General features: G+C 63.4%; 18 protein-coding genes. 13 read left to right on the forward strand and 5 right to left on the reverse strand.

Features of this window, described 5'->3' with window-relative positions:
• Window positions 1-11: 11 nt before the first annotated feature.
• Window positions 12-263 carry a GlsB/YeaQ/YmgE family stress response membrane protein gene (locus tag NCT32_RS15770; protein WP_061118182.1) on the reverse strand — a complete coding sequence of 84 codons (252 nt, stop codon included), beginning with the start codon at window positions 261-263 and terminating at the stop codon, window positions 12-14.
• Between the two features lie 205 nt (window positions 264-468).
• On the opposite strand from NCT32_RS15770, the gene NCT32_RS15775 reads away from it, so the two are divergent.
• Window positions 469-957, forward strand: a complete 489-nt coding sequence (locus NCT32_RS15775) for a hypothetical protein (protein WP_061118181.1) — start codon at window positions 469-471, stop codon at window positions 955-957.
• A 98-nt stretch (window positions 958-1055) separates the two neighbouring features.
• Here the strand turns inward: NCT32_RS15775 and NCT32_RS15780 are convergent, their stop codons facing one another.
• Window positions 1056-2870: an OmpA family protein gene (locus NCT32_RS15780; RefSeq protein ID WP_061118180.1), complete on the reverse strand. Its 1815-nt coding sequence runs from the start codon at window positions 2868-2870 to the stop codon at window positions 1056-1058.
• A 138-nt stretch (window positions 2871-3008) separates the two neighbouring features.
• Complete coding sequence (locus NCT32_RS15785; protein WP_061118179.1) at window positions 3009-3245, reverse strand: hypothetical protein; 237 nt, start codon at window positions 3243-3245, stop codon at window positions 3009-3011.
• 149 nt (window positions 3246-3394) lie between these two features.
• Between NCT32_RS15785 and NCT32_RS15790 the strand changes: the two genes are divergently transcribed.
• Window positions 3395-3691 (forward strand): YciI-like protein, encoded by a 297-nt coding sequence (locus NCT32_RS15790; RefSeq protein ID WP_061118347.1) that lies wholly within the window; start codon window positions 3395-3397, stop codon window positions 3689-3691.
• A gap of 13 nt (window positions 3692-3704) precedes the next feature.
• On the opposite strand, the gene NCT32_RS15795 is transcribed toward NCT32_RS15790, so the two are convergent.
• Both NCT32_RS15795 and NCT32_RS15800 read right to left on the reverse strand, forming a co-directional pair.
• Window positions 3705-4697, reverse strand: coding sequence for a LysR family transcriptional regulator (locus NCT32_RS15795; protein ID WP_061118346.1), 993 nt, complete (start codon window positions 4695-4697; stop codon window positions 3705-3707).
• Window positions 4698-4884: 187 nt separating this feature from the next.
• Window positions 4885-6150: a mechanosensitive ion channel family protein gene (locus NCT32_RS15800; RefSeq protein ID WP_061118178.1), complete on the reverse strand. Its 1266-nt coding sequence runs from the start codon at window positions 6148-6150 to the stop codon at window positions 4885-4887.
• A 219-nt stretch (window positions 6151-6369) separates the two neighbouring features.
• Here NCT32_RS15800 and NCT32_RS15805 point away from each other — a divergent pair, with 219 nt between their 5' ends.
• The 11 genes from NCT32_RS15805 to NCT32_RS15855 all read left to right on the forward strand — a co-directional run bounded on the left by NCT32_RS15805 (window position 6370) and on the right by NCT32_RS15855 (window position 16833).
• The gene (locus tag NCT32_RS15805) at window positions 6370-7344 is read left to right on the forward strand and encodes a MurR/RpiR family transcriptional regulator (RefSeq protein ID WP_061118345.1); all 975 of its coding nucleotides are present in this window, start codon (window positions 6370-6372) and stop codon (window positions 7342-7344) included.
• Window positions 7341-8306, forward strand: a complete 966-nt coding sequence (locus NCT32_RS15810; RefSeq protein ID WP_061118177.1) for an isoaspartyl peptidase/L-asparaginase family protein — start codon at window positions 7341-7343, stop codon at window positions 8304-8306. Before NCT32_RS15805 ends, NCT32_RS15810 begins: the two co-directional genes overlap by 4 nt.
• Window positions 8303-10201, forward strand: coding sequence for a dipeptide ABC transporter ATP-binding protein (locus NCT32_RS15815; RefSeq protein WP_061118176.1), 1899 nt, complete (start codon window positions 8303-8305; stop codon window positions 10199-10201). Before NCT32_RS15810 ends, NCT32_RS15815 begins: the two co-directional genes overlap by 4 nt.
• Window positions 10202-10234: 33 nt before the next feature.
• The gene (gene gsiB, locus NCT32_RS15820) at window positions 10235-11782 is read left to right on the forward strand and encodes a glutathione ABC transporter substrate-binding protein GsiB (RefSeq protein ID WP_061118175.1); all 1548 of its coding nucleotides are present in this window, start codon (window positions 10235-10237) and stop codon (window positions 11780-11782) included.
• A gap of 47 nt (window positions 11783-11829) precedes the next feature.
• Window positions 11830-12750, forward strand: a complete 921-nt coding sequence (gene gsiC / locus NCT32_RS15825) for a glutathione ABC transporter permease GsiC (RefSeq protein WP_061118174.1) — start codon at window positions 11830-11832, stop codon at window positions 12748-12750.
• Window positions 12751-12757: 7 nt separating this feature from the next.
• A complete protein-coding gene (gene gsiD, locus NCT32_RS15830) occupies window positions 12758-13648 on the forward strand; it encodes a glutathione ABC transporter permease GsiD (RefSeq protein WP_061118173.1) in 891 nt (296 codons plus the stop codon).
• Window positions 13645-14655: a P1 family peptidase gene (locus NCT32_RS15835; RefSeq protein ID WP_061118172.1), complete on the forward strand. Its 1011-nt coding sequence runs from the start codon at window positions 13645-13647 to the stop codon at window positions 14653-14655. Before gsiD ends, NCT32_RS15835 begins: the two co-directional genes overlap by 4 nt.
• Window positions 14652-15476: a M55 family metallopeptidase gene (locus NCT32_RS15840; protein WP_061118171.1), complete on the forward strand. Its 825-nt coding sequence runs from the start codon at window positions 14652-14654 to the stop codon at window positions 15474-15476. Before NCT32_RS15835 ends, NCT32_RS15840 begins: the two co-directional genes overlap by 4 nt.
• Before the next feature lie 90 nt (window positions 15477-15566).
• Window positions 15567-15785, forward strand: coding sequence for a hypothetical protein (locus NCT32_RS15845; RefSeq protein WP_061118344.1), 219 nt, complete (start codon window positions 15567-15569; stop codon window positions 15783-15785).
• A 33-nt stretch (window positions 15786-15818) separates the two neighbouring features.
• Entirely contained in the window at window positions 15819-16196 is a 378-nt protein-coding gene (gene crcB, locus NCT32_RS15850; RefSeq protein WP_061118170.1) for a fluoride efflux transporter CrcB, read from the forward strand.
• A 163-nt stretch (window positions 16197-16359) separates the two neighbouring features.
• Entirely contained in the window at window positions 16360-16833 is a 474-nt protein-coding gene (locus tag NCT32_RS15855; protein WP_061118169.1) for a GNAT family N-acetyltransferase, read from the forward strand.
• Window positions 16834-16856 lie beyond the last annotated feature (23 nt).

Below are 16856 nucleotides of genomic sequence, written 5' to 3' on the forward strand. Positions count from 1 at the left end.
GAAGCGTGGCGTTACGTGCGCTTGCGGATCATTCCCCAGACGACGAGCAGGATGATGGCGCCGAGCACCGAGGCGATCCATCCCGCTGGCTGTCCCGGCTGATACCAGCCGAGCGCCCGGCCCACGTACCCCGCGATGAGCGAGCCGGCGATGCCGAGGATGATGGTCATGATCCAGCCCATGTTGTCGTCGCCCGGTTTGAGCGCGCGCGCGATGAGCCCGATGACGAGTCCGACGATCAAAGTGCCGATGAATGCAAACATGCGGTTGCTCCTTGACAGAGTTTTACAGTTTCTTGATTGCGTTGCCGATGGATTCCGGACGGTCCCGGTACGTTCAAAGTAGCACGGCGCAATGCGTTTGGGTAAGACACTGGCCGTCTGGCCAATCCTTGAAGCACGAACGATGCCCCGTGCATCGCCCAAGGTAAAATTCGTCGCATTGCCTCAATCCGTGCCTTGCTACGATATGACCGATTCCGAATTCCCCTCCAACGACGATACGATCCACGAAGATCGCCTCTGGCGCGACGACGGCTGGACCGCGCGCGTGATCAAGAACGAGGACGACGACGGCTGGGCCGTCGAGATGATTCAGGCGGGCGAGACGGAGCCCGCGCTCGTCGGACCGTGGACGATGGGCCGCGACAAGAAAAATCCAAAGCCGCTCGACGCAAACGCGTTTCGAACATTAGTCAAGACGGCGTCGGAAGTCTTGCGCCGGCACGAACAGCAGCGTCATGCAATGCTGAACAAGAATGTCACCGTCGATCTGCGGGGCGAGGACATTACCGTCACGCTGGAGATCGTTCCCGATGAGGACGATCCCTACGCGAATCTCAAAGCCTTCGATGCGTACGGCGCGCAGCTCGCGCACGTGCGCGTGTCCCCTTCATTCAAACTCAGCAAGGCGAGCGCCGAGCGATGGGCCGAGAACGAGTTCGCGAAGCCCAACTGAATCGCCCATTGTGCTCATCGCGCATGCCTAAAAGGAAAACGCCGTCTCACTTTCGTGAGACGGCGTCGGGAGAAGGATGCCGTGAGTCGGATCGGATCTCAGCGTTTCCTGACGACGAACTCGATCCGTCGATTGGCGAAACGTCCGCTCGCAGTATCGTTGTCGGCAATCGGATTGGCGTCGCCAAAGCCCGTGGCCGTGAGCGATTGCGGCGGTACGCCGTTTCGCACCAGGTAGCCCCGGACAGCCTCAGCGCGTTCCTTCGATACTTCGAGCTTCGCCGCTGCTGCACCTTGCGCATCCGAATAGCCCGCAATTTCGAGATTCACGATCGAACCCTTGGCGGCGCAGCTCTTGAGCAACTGCGCCGTCTCGCCGAGCGTGGAGTACGCGCTTTCCGGCACCTGTGCACTCGAGCGCGCGAAGTTGACAACCTGAAGGTCGAGTACCCGCGTCAGCTTGTCGCCAGAGCACGGCGTGTCAGTGGCGAGCAGGCTCTTCATCGCGTTGCGAAAGGATTGCGTTGCGGTGGCGACGGCGCCGTCTACGTCGAACGCCGCAACCTGGAACATGCCGCCGAGCGTGCCTTTCAGACGATCGGTCCAGCCGAGCTTCCCGTTCGCCGCCGTGCCGCTCAACTCGACTTTCGAGCCGCTGACCTTCGCTTCCGCACCAGGCACGGCCATGAGCGGGAAGAAGTCGTTCAGGCGCGAGAGCCAGGTTGCCGGGCGGGTTTCGGGAATGACCGAAACGTCCGCCGTGTAGGCCTTTCCGAAGCGGGCGGTCAACGTGTCGACCAGATGCTTCTTCTCTGCTTGCGTGCCCACGGTCGCCTCGATCGCCGGCACGCCTGCCGCGTTGACGCTGAACAACAACTGCGCGTCTTTCCAGGAGGCGGGCGCGGCCTTCGGCGCCGAGGCCGTTTCCGGCTCTGCCGCGGTTGCGACCGGCGTGTTCACAGGTGCCGCTACCGGCGCAGTGTCGGTGACCGGCGTAGTCGATAGCGCTGCGGACGACGCCGGCATTGACATGTCCGTGACGTGCTGCGTGGCCGGCGCGGCGCTCAGATCCACGCTGTCGCCATGCGTGAAGCCGCGGTAATAAACCAGCGCGAGAACGGCGGCCAGCACGGCAAAGAGCAGCCAGATCCACTTGTTCGAGCGTTTCGGCGCGGGTTTGCGCACCGGTGCGCGCATCGGGGGCGGCGCGGATTTTGAAGCTGGCGCAGTTTGCACGGGCGGAGCGGTCTGCATAACGGGCGCGGGCGCGGGTGCAACTGCCGCGGCCATCGCTACATCGCCATCCGTACGCGGCTCGAGGCTCGATGCGACCGTATCGAGCCGCGGCGTGATGCAACTCGTGAAGCCTTCTGTGTTACCGACGCCGATGGCTGTCGCGACCGCGTTCGACATCGACGAATTGATTTCGCCGACCTGATCGCGCAGCAGCTTGGGCACCTGCGGCAGTCCCCACTGCGCGAGCAGGAAGTGGCGCTTCATGATGCCGAACAGCACGGCGGCGACGATGCCCGCGAGCGCCGACGTGGCTTGCGTGGGAACGCCGGTTTCGGCCGAAACAGCGTCGGTCAGCGCATCGACGCGCTGGCCCGTCGCGAGCGCGGCAAGCGAATGACCATTGGCTTCGAGCTGCTTGAGTCCGCCGGTGGTCGCGATCACCTTGGATAAGTGATCCGCGATGTGGGCGTTGGTCTCCGACTGCATGATGACGGAATACACCGACTGCGAGCCGGGTACGAGCGTCGCCCGATCCATCAGCGATGCGACCAGGCCGGGCGCGATGCGTATCACGAGCTGCCGGACGATCTGACCGGGAATGCCGAATTGTTGCGACAACTGCTCGGCGATGGGTTCCGAGATCGCGGCATTGACCGCCTGGACCAGATTGATGCTCATCGACTGAGATTCCTTTCTACATGAACGCTTAACGCAAGCGCAAGTACGTAGCGGATTCTATATGCACAGGTATCCTAAAAAGAACCGTGCAAACTTCTTTACGAAAACGGTGCTTAAATGCGATTCGCGTTGTGCTTTTTAACGTGCGCGCAGGCTCAGTTCCGAGAAGAATCTGACGACGCGTCTGGCGGCGGCGCCGAGCGAGCCCGGCTCCGCGGGCGCGGGTTGCGCTTCCTTCACGGCAAGCGCGACGAACGACAGTATGGAATGCGACTGGATGAGCGTGCGGTACGACGCGTCGAGCGGCGACGTCCACGCGCAGCTGCGGCAATCGTGCTTGGGGCACGCGTTGCAGGGAGGTTGATTGCGGTTCATGGCGGAATCCTTCTGGGTATCCGCATATGATCTTCGATACGCTATCGTTAGGCGATCAGATACTTCCGATTGAACTCTTGGTTTTCATCTCGGAAATAGGACAAACTAACTCGATGAATCCGGGACTGTTTCAGCGCAAGGAGGCGGCGATGCACTATTTGTTGATTTACGATCTCTGTTCAGACTATCTGGAGCGCCGCGCGCAATTTCGCGACGCGCATCTCGCCCTTGCATGGGCTGCGGTCGAGCGGGGAGACATCGTGCTCGCTGGTGCGCTCGATGCCCCCGCCGATCGCGCGATGCTGCTGTTTCACAGCAATTCGCCCGCCGTCGCGGAAGACTTCGCAAAAAACGATCCGTACGTGACGAACGGGCTGGTCGAGCGCTGGGAAGTGCGCAAGTGGAACACGGTCGTGGGCACGAATGCGGCCACGCCCGTGAGATAGCGCGGCGCGGGCATCACGCGCCGGCGGTTTCTTCCTCGGGACGATCCCGGCGGGTGGGGCCGCGGCGCTGCGCCGAACGATAAAGGCTCGTCAGCGTGTCGTCGATTTGCTGCGAGCGCTCGAAGAGCGCCGCGAGCCAGTCGACGAACACCGACACGCGCGGCGTTGCCTGACGGCTTTTCAGAAACGCCACCGATACCTTGAGCGGCGGCGACTTCCATTGCGGCAGCAATTCGCGCAGTTGCCCCGAGCGCAGATACGGCTGCGCCGCGATGCGCAGCGGCTGGATCATCCCCAGCCCTTCGATGCCGCATGCGAGGTACGCATGCTCGTCGGCGACCTGCACGAAGCCGCGCATCTTCATGGTGACGGGCGCGCCGTCGACATCGAAATCGAAGTCGGCGGGGCGGCCGCTTTTCTCGGAGATGCAATTGACCGCGACGTGCTGCGCGAGATCGTCGAGTGTTTCCGGCGTGCCGTGCTTCTCCAGGTACGCCGGACTTGCGCACGTCACCTGTTCGAGCACGCCGAGCCGGCGCGCGATCAGACCCGAATCGGGCAATTCGCCGAGCTGCACGCTGCAATCGACACCTTCGCCGACGAGATCCACATTGCGATTGCCGATGCCGATCGACAGCTCGATCTGCGGATAGCGCGCATGAAACTCCGGCAGCGCGGGCACGACGATCGAGGTCGCGACGGTATCCGGCATCTCGACGCGCAGCCGTCCGCGCAGACGCTCCTCGCCCGCGCCGAAGCCGGATTCGAGCTCGTCGATATCGGCGAGGATTTGCGCGCAACGCTCGTAATAAGCGGCGCCATCGACGGTGAGATTCAGGCGCCGTGTCGTACGTGCGAGCAATTGCACGCCGACCAGCGCTTCGAGTTGTTGCACGGTCGTCGAAACACTCGCGCGCGGCATGCCGAGCGACTCGGCCGCACGCGTGAAGCTGTTCGTATCGACGACACGCGTGAAGACACGCATGGCATGGACGCGATCGATCACGTTGTGTTTTCCTTTTATGACGATTGAATGGCGATGCGCGAAAAAAAGCGTATCCACCGCGGCTATGAAGCGGCGGAAAAAAGGCGCATCGGCGATGGTTAGATCGTACGGACGGGAAGCGTCAACGTGAATACACAAAAATGGAGGATTCTTGCCTGATCCTTTCTGACGGCGCGAATCGCGCCATTTACAGCGCCGGCATTTCGCCGCGCAGACGGCCCGCGAAACCGGTCATGTCGGCGCCGGAGGGTGCCTGATAAAGGCGCAGCCCCATTTCCGGCAGGATCGACAGCAGATGATCGAATACGTCGCCCTGAATGCGCTCGTATTGGGTCCACGCGGTCGTCGCGGTGAAACAATAGACTTCGACCGGGATGCCCTCCGATTGCGGTTCCATCATGCGGACCATGATCGCCATGTCCTGGCGGATTTCCGGATGGCGTTGCAGATAAGCGAGCCCGTACGCGCGAAACGTGCCGATATTCGTGAGCCGCCGCCGGTTCGCAGGCTCGTTCGCGAGTTCGCCGAGATTGCGGTTCGCCTGCTCGACCTCGGTCTGCTTCTGTTCCAGATAATCGTGCAGCAGCCGAAAGCGCTTCAGGCGTGCGGTCTCTTCCTCGGTGAGAAAGCGCACGCATTGCGCGTCGATGCGCAAGGTACGCTTGATGCGCCGTCCGCCCGATTCGAACATGTGCCGATAGTTGCGATAGCTCTCCGAAAAGAGCTTGTACGTCGGCACGGTGGTCACGGTGTTGTCCCAGTTCTGGACCTTGACCGTATGCAGCGCGATGTCCTTCACGAAGCCATCGGCGGCGGCTTGCGGCATTTCGATCCAGTCGCCGATCCGCAGCATGTCGTTCGATGTCAGTTGCGTGCTCGCGACGAGCGACAGCAGCGTGTCCTTGAAGACGAGCAGCAGCACCGCGGACAACGCGCCGAGACCGGAGAGCATCCAGAGCGGCGAGCGGTCGATGAGAATGGACAGCACGAGCACGCCGCACACGAGCGCGAGCGCCAGCTTGCCGATCTGGATATAGCCCTTGATCGAGCGCGTCTGTGCTTCCTTGCTTTCCGCATAGACGTCCTGCCACGCGGACAGCGCGCTGCCCGCGGCGAAAAACAAGCAGACCCACGCGCCGCCGTGCGCGACGCGGCCGATGACCGTGGCCCAGTGGCCGATGCGCGGCACGTCGTCGATGCCGAGCGCGACGGTCGCGAACGGCACCGCGTACCAGAGGCGATGATAGGCGCGATGCTTGATGCACGCGCGGTCCCACTTCTGATGACCGGCGAGCACGAGCAGCCGATGTGCGACATACAGCACGATGCGCGCGACCACCCATTGCAGGAAGAGCGCGATCAGCGCGAGCGCGACGAGACCCGCGACGAGTTGCGCCCACGGATGAGCGGCGAGCAGATGCGGCAGGGGATCGGGAAGGAAGTCGAAATTCATACCGTTCGGTCAGGACTGGGAAGCGTGCGCATCGTGCGTCCTTTGCGACGCGACGCGCACCGTATTGTGCATGATCGTGCACGTTCGATGCATCGGTCGCGGCACGCTCGCGCGCCTTATCGAAAACCCGAGTTCGATGAAAATGAATTTTTTTTGGCGGGCTTTTCGAGTAAATATACTTTCATCGCGTTTGATTGCCATGAGGCCGCAGCGCATTCCATGTCCCGTTCACTATCGGTTCGTGCACCGGCGAGCACCGACGTTCTGATTTCCGCGCGCATCGCAGCGGCCATGCCGACGCTCACGCCCATCCACCGGCGCATGGGTGCGTTCGTGCTGGCGAACCTGTTCCGTTCCGCGACGATGCGCATCGACGAACTGGCGGGCGCCGTGGGCGCGTCGGTGGCGACGGCGAACCGTTTCGCGCGGGCGCTCGGTTTCTCGGGCTATCCGGCGTTTCGCGAGGCGCTCGTGCGCGGCTTCGAGGCGACCATCGCGCCGGTCGAGCGCTTGCGCACCGCGCTCGAATCGCCGGCGAGCGGCGCCGAAGTTTTCGATGCATCGCTCGCGCAGGCGGCAGCGAATCTGCGTCTTGCCCAAACATCCGTCGATGGCGCGAAGGCCGGCGCAATCGTCGACATGATCCTCGCCGCGCCGCGCGTCTTCGTGGTCGGCTATGGCGCGAGCGCGTTCCTCGCGGGACTGATGGAGCACGGACTCACGCCGTATTGCGCGAACGTCCAGTCGCTCGCGCTGATGGGCGGACCGTCGCATGCGGCGCGCAGGCTCTTCACGGCGTCGCGGGGCGATGTGCTGATCGCGATCGCGTTCCCGCGTTATGTCGACGACACCATCACGCTGGCGCGGCTTGCGCGCGATCACGGCTTGCGCGTCATCGCACTCACGGACAGCGCCGCGTCGCCGCTCGCGCCGGTCGCCGACGTGCTGCTCGCGATTCAGGCCGAGCGCAGGCTCGCGGCGAATTGCGACACGGCGGTGCTCGCCGTCATCGAAGCACTCTGCGATGCGGTCGCGCATCGGGCGAAACGCTCGGTCGAGGCGGCATCGGGATTGACCGAATTCGTGCTGCCGTGGCTCGTCGCGCCGTCGATCGTCAAAGCGCCACCGACGGTCCCCGCGCCGCGCCGTACGGCCGCGAAACGACACACTCACACGGAACCGCGCGAGACATGAACGCAACACCAGTCATTGCCGTTCACGGCGGGGCAGGCACGCTCCTGCGCCACGCCATGAACGCCGAAACGGAAGGGCGCTACCACGCGGCGCTCGGCGAAATCCTGAGCGCGGGCGAGCGCATTCTCGCCGCCGGCGGCAGCGCGCTCGACGCCGTCACCGAAGCCGTTCGTCTGCTCGAAGACTGCCCGCTCTTCAACGCGGGCCACGGCGCGGTGTTCACGGCAGCCGGCACGCACGAGCTCGATGCATCCGTGATGGACGGCGCGACGCTCGAAGCCGGCGCGATCAGTTGCGTGACGCGCGTGAAGAATCCCGTGCTCGCCGCGCGCCGCGTGCTCGACGTGAGCGACCACGTGATGTTCACGGCAGCGGGCGCGGAAGCGTTCGCCGCGGCGCAAGGGCTCGACTTCGTCGATCCCTCGTACTTCCGCACGGAAGCGCGTTATCAGCAATGGCTCAAGGCGCGCGGCACGTCGGGCACGATGCTCGATCACGATGCGATGACGAAGTTCGCGTTCGACAGCGATCCCATCGATCCCGACAGGAAGTTCGGCACTGTCGGCGCCGTCGCGCTCGATGCGAACGGCCATCTGGCGGCCGCGACATCGACGGGCGGCATCACCAACAAGCAGGCGGGCCGCGTCGGCGATGCGCCGCTGATCGGCGCGGGCTGTTACGCGAACGACGCGACTTGCGCCGTCTCGACCACCGGCACGGGCGAGATGTTCATCCGCATGCTCGCGGCGTACGACGTATCGGCGCAGATGGAATATCGCGGCGTGTCGCTTGAGGACGCGGCACACGATGTCGTGATGAACAAGTTGCCGCGCATCGAAGGACGCGGCGGCCTCGTCGCCGTCGACGCGAAGGGCAACGTCGTGCTGCCGTTCAACACGGAAGGCATGTATCGCGGCTATGCGCGAGCAGGCGAAGCGCCCGTCACGGCGATCTATCGATGATGAACGAGAGCTTGCCCGATTCCCGCGTGATCGACGTGCGCGACCTGTCGGTCTCGTTCCGTTCGCGCTCGCGCACGATCGAAGCCGTGCGCAACATCGCGTTTTCCGTGGATCGCGGCGAAACGCTCGCGATCGTCGGCGAATCGGGTTCGGGGAAATCGGTCACTTCGCTCGCGCTGATGCGTCTCGTCGAGCATGGCGGCGGGCGGATCGTCTCGGGCAGCATCGCGTTCAGGCGGCGCAACGGGCAAGTGCTGGACCTCGCGAAGGCGTCATCCGCGGCGATGCGCAGCGTGCGTGGCGCGGACATCGCGATGATCTTCCAGGAGCCGATGACATCGCTCAATCCCGTATTCACGGTCGGCGACCAGATCGCGGAAGCCATCGCGCTGCATCAGGGCAAGAGCCGCTCCGAGGCCCGCGCGGAAGCGCTGCGTCTGCTCGATCTCGTGCGCATTCCCGAATCGAAGCGCGTGTTCGCGCGCTATCCGCATCAGTTGTCGGGCGGCATGCGCCAGCGCGTGATGATCGCGATGGCGCTTTCGTGCAAGCCCGCGCTCCTGATCGCCGATGAGCCGACCACTGCGCTCGACGTCACGATTCAGGCGCAGATCCTGCAACTCGTGCGCGGGCTGCAGGACGAAATGAACATGGGCGTGATCTTTATCACGCACGACATGGGCGTGGTCGCGGAGGTCGCCGATCGCGTGCTCGTGATGTATCGCGGCGAAAAGGTGGAGGAAGCGCCTTCGGATACGCTGTTTCATGCGCCGACGCATCCCTACACGAAGGCGCTGCTCGCCGCCGTGCCGACGCTCGGCGCGATGCACGGCACGGATCGCCCCGCGAAATTCCCGATTCTCGGAGTCGAGCCGGCGGATATCGCGCCCGACGATGCAAGCGCGTTGCGGCCATCGGAAGCGGTCGAGAAGGAAACGCAGCCTGCCGTCGATGAAACCATCCGGCCGATTCTGCGCGTACGCGACCTGGTCACGCGCTTTCCGGTGAAGAGCGGTTTATTCGGCCGCACGACGGCGGCGGTCCATGCGGTCGAGCGCGTCAGCTTCGACCTGCGCCCTGGTGAGACACTCGCGCTCGTCGGCGAATCGGGTTGCGGCAAATCGACGACGGGACGTTCGTTGCTGCGGCTCGTCGAAAGCCAGAGCGGTTCGATCGAATTCGACGGACGCGACATCAGCAAGCTCGAAGGCCATGCGCTGCAGACACTGCGGCGCAATATCCAGTTCATCTTTCAGGACCCGTTTGCTTCGCTCAATCCGCGTCTGACAGTCGGCTTCTCCGTGATGGAGCCGTTGCTCGTGCATCGCGTCGCGAGCGGAAAGGAAGCACAGGCGCGGGTCGACTGGCTGCTCGAAAAGGTCGGCTTGCCGCCCGAAGCGGCGCAGCGGTATCCGCACGAATTCTCGGGCGGTCAAAGACAGCGCATCGCGATCGCACGAGCGCTCGCGCTGAATCCGAAAGTCGTGATCGCCGACGAATCCGTCTCCGCGCTCGATGTCTCCGTGCGCGCGCAGATCGTCAATCTGATGCTCGATCTTCAGCGCGAGCTGGGCGTGGCGTATCTCTTCATCTCGCACGACATGGCAGTCGTGGAACGTGTGAGTCATCGCGTGGCGGTGATGTATCTCGGGCAGATCGTCGAGATAGGACCGCGCGCCGCCGTGTTCGAAGCGCCGCGGCATCCGTACACGCGCAAGCTGATGAGCGCGGTGCCGGTCGCCGACCCGTCGCGCAGACATGCGAAACGCATGCTCGCCGCCGACGAGATTCCGAGCCCGATCCGCAAGCTCGGCGACGAGCCGACCGTCGCGAAACTCGTAGCCGTAGGACCAGACCATTACGTTGCCGAGCATCACGTAGGCGGCGCGTATTGATAACACCATGACGTCAAGCCAAGGAGTCCAACGATGCCGTCTTTCAAACTGCGCTCGATTCTCGCTGCAAGCGCATTCGCCGCACTGACCTCACTCGCGCCTGTCGCGTCGCATGCGCAAAGCACCGCCGTGATGGCCGTCGCTTCGACCTTCACGACGATGGATCCGTACGACGCGAACGACACGCTCTCGCAGGCGGTGGCGAAGTCCTTCTACGAGGGCCTCTTCGGGTTCGACAAGGACATGAAGATCCGCAACGTGCTCGCGACGAGCTACGAGGCGAGCCCCGACGCGAAGGTCTACACGATCCATCTGCGCAAGGATGTGAAGTTCCAGGACGGCACCGATTTCAACGCGGACGCGGTGAAGGCCGTCTTCGACCGCGTGACGAACCCGGACAACAAGCTCAAGCGCTACAACCTCTTCAACAAGATCGACAAGACCGAAGTGGTCGATCCATACACGGTGAAGATCACGCTGAAGATTCCTTTCTCGGCGTTCATCAACGTGCTCGCGCATCCGTCGGCGGTGATGATCTCGCCGACCGCGCTCCAGAAGTACGGCAAGGACATCGCGTTTCATCCGGTCGGCACGGGTCCGTTCGAGTTCGTCGAATGGAAGCAGACCGACGACCTGAAGGTGAAGAAGTTCGCGGGCTACTGGCGCAAGGGCTTGCCGAAGATCGACATGATCGACTGGAAGCCCGTGGTCGATAACAACACGCGCGCCGCGCTCATGCAGACCGGCGAAGCGGACTTCGCGTTCTCGATTCCCTTCGAGCAGGCCGCGACGCTCAAGGCGAGCCCGAAGGTCGACCTGATCGCGGCGCCGTCAATCATTCAGCGCTACGTGAGCATGAACGTGCTGCAAAAGCCCTTCGATAACCCGAAGGTGCGCGAGGCGATGAACTACGCGATCAACAAGGAAGCGCTCGTCAAGGTTGCGTTCGCAGGTTATGCCGTGCCGGCCGAAGGCGTCGTGCCGCCGGGCGTCGAGTATGCGACGAAGCTCGGGCCGTGGAAATACGATCCCGCGAAAGCGCGCGAGCTGCTGAAGGAAGCGGGTTATCCGAACGGCTTCGAAACCGTACTGTGGTCGGGTTATAACCACACGACGGCGCAAAAGATCATCCAGTTCGTGCAGCAGCAACTCGCGCAAGTCGGCGTGAAAGCAACGGTCGAAGCGCTCGAAGCGGGCCAGCGCGTGCAGCGCATCGAGAGCGCGCCCGATCCGAAGACGGCGCCGGTTCGCATGCTCTATATCGGCTGGTCGTCCTCGACGGGCGAAGCGGACTGGGCGATCTCGCCGCTGCTCGGGGGCACGTCGTTTCCGCCGAAGCTCTTCAATACCGCGTACTACAAGAGCGATCAGGTCGACGACGATCTCTCGAAGGCACTCGCCACGACGGATCGCGGCGAGAAAGCGAAGCTCTATGCCGATGCGCAAAAACGCATCTGGGCGGACGCGCCGTGGATCTTCCTCGTCACGGAGAAGGTCGTGTATGCGCGCAGCAAGCGTCTTTCCGGCGCATACGTGATGCCCGACGGCTCGTTCAGCTTCGACGAGATCGCGATCAAGTAATCGCTTTCGGCCGGGCTCCATCGCCCGGCCGCATCTGACTCAAAACGATGCTCAACTTCATCGCCAAACGCCTGTTAGGTCTTCTGCCGACGCTTTTCATCGTCGCGGTGCTGGTGTTCTTCTTCGTGCACATGCTGCCGGGCGATCCCGCACGGCTCGCCGCGGGCGGAGAAGCCGACGAAGCGACGGTCGCGCTCGTGCGCGCGGATCTCGGCCTCGACAAGCCGCTGCCGCAACAGCTCGTGAGCTTCTTCGGCAAGGTCGTGCATTTCGACTTCGGCATGTCTACGCGCAGCAAGCGGCCCGTGTCGACGGAAATCGCCGAGCGCTTCATGCCGACGTTGTGGCTCACGCTCGCGAGCATGGTGTGGGCAGTGATCTTCGGCATGGGCATCGGCATCGTGTCGGCGGTGTGGCGCAATCGCTGGCCGGATCGGCTGGGCATGACGCTCGCGGTATCGGGCATATCGTTTCCGGCCTTCGCGCTCGGCATGCTGCTGATGGAAATTTTCTCGGTGAAGCTCGGATGGCTGCCCATCGTCAATGACGGCACATGGAAGGGCTATGTGCTGCCGTCGATCACGCTCGGGGCCGCCGTCGCCGCCGTGATGGCGCGCTTCACGCGTGCTTCGTTCGTCGAGGTGCTCGGCGAGGACTTCGTGCGCACCGCGCGCGCGAAGGGTGTGCATGAACCGATGGTCATCGTGAAGCATTGCCTGCGCAACGCGATGATCCCCGTCGTCACGATGATGGGGCTGCAATTCGGCTTTCTGCTCGGCGGCTCGATCGTCGTGGAGAAGGTGTTCAACTGGCCGGGGCTGGGCCGCCTGCTCGTGGATGCGGTCGAGATGCGCGACTACCCCGTGATCCAGGCGGAAGTGCTGCTGTTCTCGCTGGAATTCATCGTCATCAATCTGATCGTGGATGTGCTGTACGCGATCATCAATCCGACCATTCGTTTCAAGTGAGGACGCGATGAGCGTGACAGCCGAAAGCGCGGTGCATGCGCCGCAAGAAATCCGCACGCCGTGGACGGAGTTCTGGCGCAAGTTCAGGCAACAGCACGTCGCGATGGTCGCGGCCGTGTTCGTGTTGCTGCTGGTCGTCATCGCGATCATCGCGCCGTATATCGCGCCATACGATCCGGAAAATTACTTCGATTACGATGCGCTCAACGCCGGTCCCTCGGCCGCGCACTGGTTCGGTGTCGATTCATTGGGCCGCGACATTCTGAGCCGCATACTCGTGGGCAGCCGCATTTCGCTGACGGCGGGGCTGGTCTCCGTCGTGCTCGGTGCGGTGATCGGCACGTTCTTCGGTCTGCTCGCGGGCTACTACGAAGGCTGGTGGGACCGCATCGTGATGCGCATTGCGGACGTGCTGTTCGCGTTTCCGGGCATTCTGCTTGCGATCGGCGTCGTCGCGATTCTCGGCAACGGCATGGTCAATGTGGTGTGCGCGGTCGCGATCTTCAGCATTCCCGCGTTCGCGCGGCTCGTGCGCGGCAATACGCTCGCGCTGAAGCATCTCACATACATTGAGGCGGCGAAGAGCATCGGCGCATCGGACTGGACGATACTCGCGCGGCATATTCTGCCGGGCACGATTTCGTCGGTGGTCGTGTACTTCACGATGCGCATCGGCACATCGATCATCACCGCGGCGAGTCTGTCGTTCCTCGGACTCGGCGCGCAGCCGCCTACGCCCGAGTGGGGCGCGATGCTCAACGAAGCGCGCGCCGACATGGCGATGGCGCCGCACGTCGCAATCTTTCCGAGCCTCGCGATCTTCTTCACGGTGCTCGCGTTCAATCTGCTCGGCGACGGCCTGCGCGACGCGCTCGATCCGAAGCTCGACCGGCCATGACGCATATCGGTTCGCTCGAAGCGGGTCCGCGCGGCACGATCGCCGACGTTGCGGGCGTGACGGTCGGTCATTGCACGCTCTCTGAGGGCGCGGTGCAAACGGGCGTCACGGTGATCCGACCGCACGATGGCGATGTCTATCGCGACAAGGTGCCGGCTGCCGCGTGCGTGATCAATGGCTTCGGCAAGAGCGTCGGGCTCGTGCAACTGGACGAACTCGGCGTGATCGAAACGCCGGTCGCGCTGACCAATACCTTCGGCGTCGGCACCATCGCAAACGCGCAGATTCGCGCGGCGATCGCGGCGAATCCGCGCATCGGGCGCGAGGATCCGAGCGTGAATCCGCTCGTGTTCGAATGCAACGATGGCTACCTCAACGACATGCAGGCGCTCGCGATTCACGAAGCGCATTACATGAGCGCACTCGATGCGTGCAGCGTCGATTTCGAACGCGGTGCGGTCGGAGCGGGGCGCGGCATGTCGTGCTTCGAACTGAAAGGCGGTATCGGTTCGGCATCGCGCGTCGTGCGGGTCAACGAGCGCGCGTACACGACAGGCGCGCTCGTGCTCGCAAACTTCGGCCGTCTGCCGCAACTCGTGATCGGGGGAGATGCCGTCGGAAAGACGCTGACGAAAGAAGCGAACGTGAAGCCCGAACAAGGCTCGATCATCATGCTGATCGCAACCGATGCGCCGCTCGACGCGCGTCGATTGCGCCGCCTCGCGATGCGCTCTGCCGCCGGCCTCGCGCGCACGGGTTCGGTGTACGGTCATGGCAGCGGCGACATCGCGCTCGCTTTCACGACCGCTTACACCGTGCCGCACGAGGCGGACTTCATCGCGGTGCCGCCGCTTGTCAGCGACACGCGGCTCGATCCTCTCTTTCAGGCCGCGGCCGACAGCATTGAACAAGCGATTCTCGATGCGCTCTTCAGCGCGGAGACGGTTGCCGGGCGCGACGGCCATCGGCGCATATCGCTCAAGGACGCATTGAGAACAAGACCATGAAAGTGCTGATCTCGGTGGATATCGAAGGCATCGCGGGCGTGTTTCATCCGGAGCAGACGCGTGCGGGCAACGCCGAATACGAGCAGGCGCGCCGCTGGATGACGCGCGAAGCGAATGCGGCTGCGCAAGGCGCGTTCGATGGCGGCGCATCCCAGGTGTGGATCAACGATTCGCACGGCGGCTTTCGCAACCTGTTGCCCGACCTGCTCGATCCGCGCGCGCGCCTCGTGCTCGGCAAGCCGCGCACGTTCGGCATGATGGCGGGACTGGAGGCATCGCCGGAAGTGGTCTTCATGATCGGCTATCACGCGCGCGCGCAAAGCCGCGGCATTCTCGCGCATACGATCAACAGCGCCGCGTTCGCGCGCGTCACGCTTGACGGCGAGGAAGTCGGCGAGGCGGGCCTTTACGGCAGGCTCGCCGAGGAACACGGCGCGTGCGTCGCGCTGCTCACAGGCGACGACGTGTTCGGCGCCCAGACGCTGCCCGCGTTTCCCGGCGCGCGCTTTCTATGCGTGAAGACCGCGCACGGCTATTCGAGCGGCGTGACCGAAACGCCCGCCGCGGCATGCGACGCGATCCGGCTCGCCGCGCGGGAGACGATCGAAGCAGCGGCGTCTTCAGTGCATGCCAAGCGTGCGGCGATCACCGGGCATCGCTGCGAACTGCGCGCGCAGACGACCGCGTTCGCCGATCTCTTTTGCCAATGGCCGACACTCGAGCGCATCGATGCCGTGACGCTCGCTTTCGATGCGCCTTGCGTCGAACATGTCGTACGGATACTCAACTGCCTTTCGGCAATGTCCTTCATGATACGGTGAGCGTTTGGACGCAGGGCCTGCGAGTATCGTTAGAATGGAGCCATTCGCGAGACTGGCTCCGGTCTTGACGTGTTTTTGCAGACGACGCTCATGCACACGGTGAAGCTCGAACACAATGACGACGAGGTGCTCGACCCCGCCGATCCCCAGCTCGTGGTGCGCGGCTCGCTTTTCATCGACGGCCACGATGCCGGGTGCTGGGAACAACGGCGCGACGGCACGTGGGTGGCGCATGTGCGGCACAGGGTCGGCTGGATCGTCGAGACGAGTCGAGGCGCACTGATCGACCGGCTCGCTCGCGAGGCATAACGCAGTTAATTTCGAATCGAACTCACACAAGTCATGTATCTGTCGATCATCGCCGTGGGGCTCGGCGGCGGCCTGGGATCGCTGCTCAGATGGGTCCTCGGCCTGCGCCTGAATGCGATTTTTCCGAATCTGCCGCTCGGCACGTTCGCGGCGAACGTCATCGCGGGCTACATCATTGGCGTGGCGGTCGCCTTCTTCGCACGCTTTCCGGATATCTCGATTGAATGGCGGCTATTCATCATCACCGGACTGATGGGCGGGCTCTCCACGTTTTCCACGTTTTCGGCCGAAGTGGTCGCGCATTTGCAGCAAGGGCGGCTCGGCTGGGCGCTCACTGAGATCGCGCTCCACGTTTGCGCATCGCTCGTGATGACCGCGCTCGGCATCGCGACGGTGGCAGTGGCTTCCTGAAGGACTCGCCGACCGCGCACTTCCCGCATCCGGTTTCCTCCGATTAGAACGTTTGCGCGCGCCCGTTTCCGATTCAATCCCGTACAGATTCCCGCGTTATCAACGCTAGACCCTCGCTGCCTCCGCAGCGGTTTTTTTATTGACAGTAAACGAAGGTGAAGAAATGCCAGGCCTGCCGCTCATCGAAGTCAGACCGTATCGTGCGAGCGATCTCGACGGTGTGATCGATCTGTTTCAACGCGCCGTTCGCGAAACGGCATCCGCCGATTACAACGAGGCGCAGATCGAAGCGTGGGCGCAAGCCGACCGGGACGAATGGGAACTCGCCCGCGCGAGCCGCCCGACCTGGATCGGGCTCGTCGACGGCGAACTCGCGGGCTTTGCCGATCTCGAAAAGAACGGTCTCATCGACATGATGTTCGTCGATCCGCTGCATCAGCGCAAAAGCGTGGCGACGTCGCTGCTCGCGCGCATCGAGGCCGAAGCCGACGAAGCCGGTCTGCAAACGCTGCATACCTACTCGAGCGTGACCGCGCGGCCGTTCTTCGAGTATTGCGGGTTCACGATGCTGCTGGCGCGGGCGGTCATCGTGCGCGAGCAGCGCTTCGTCCAGTTCGTGATGGAAAAGGTCTTGTAACGTCAAATCTGTATAGACAAGAC

This window comes from Caballeronia sp. INML2 (assembly GCF_023631365.1).
GTDB lineage: Bacteria > Pseudomonadota > Gammaproteobacteria > Burkholderiales > Burkholderiaceae > Caballeronia > Caballeronia turbans.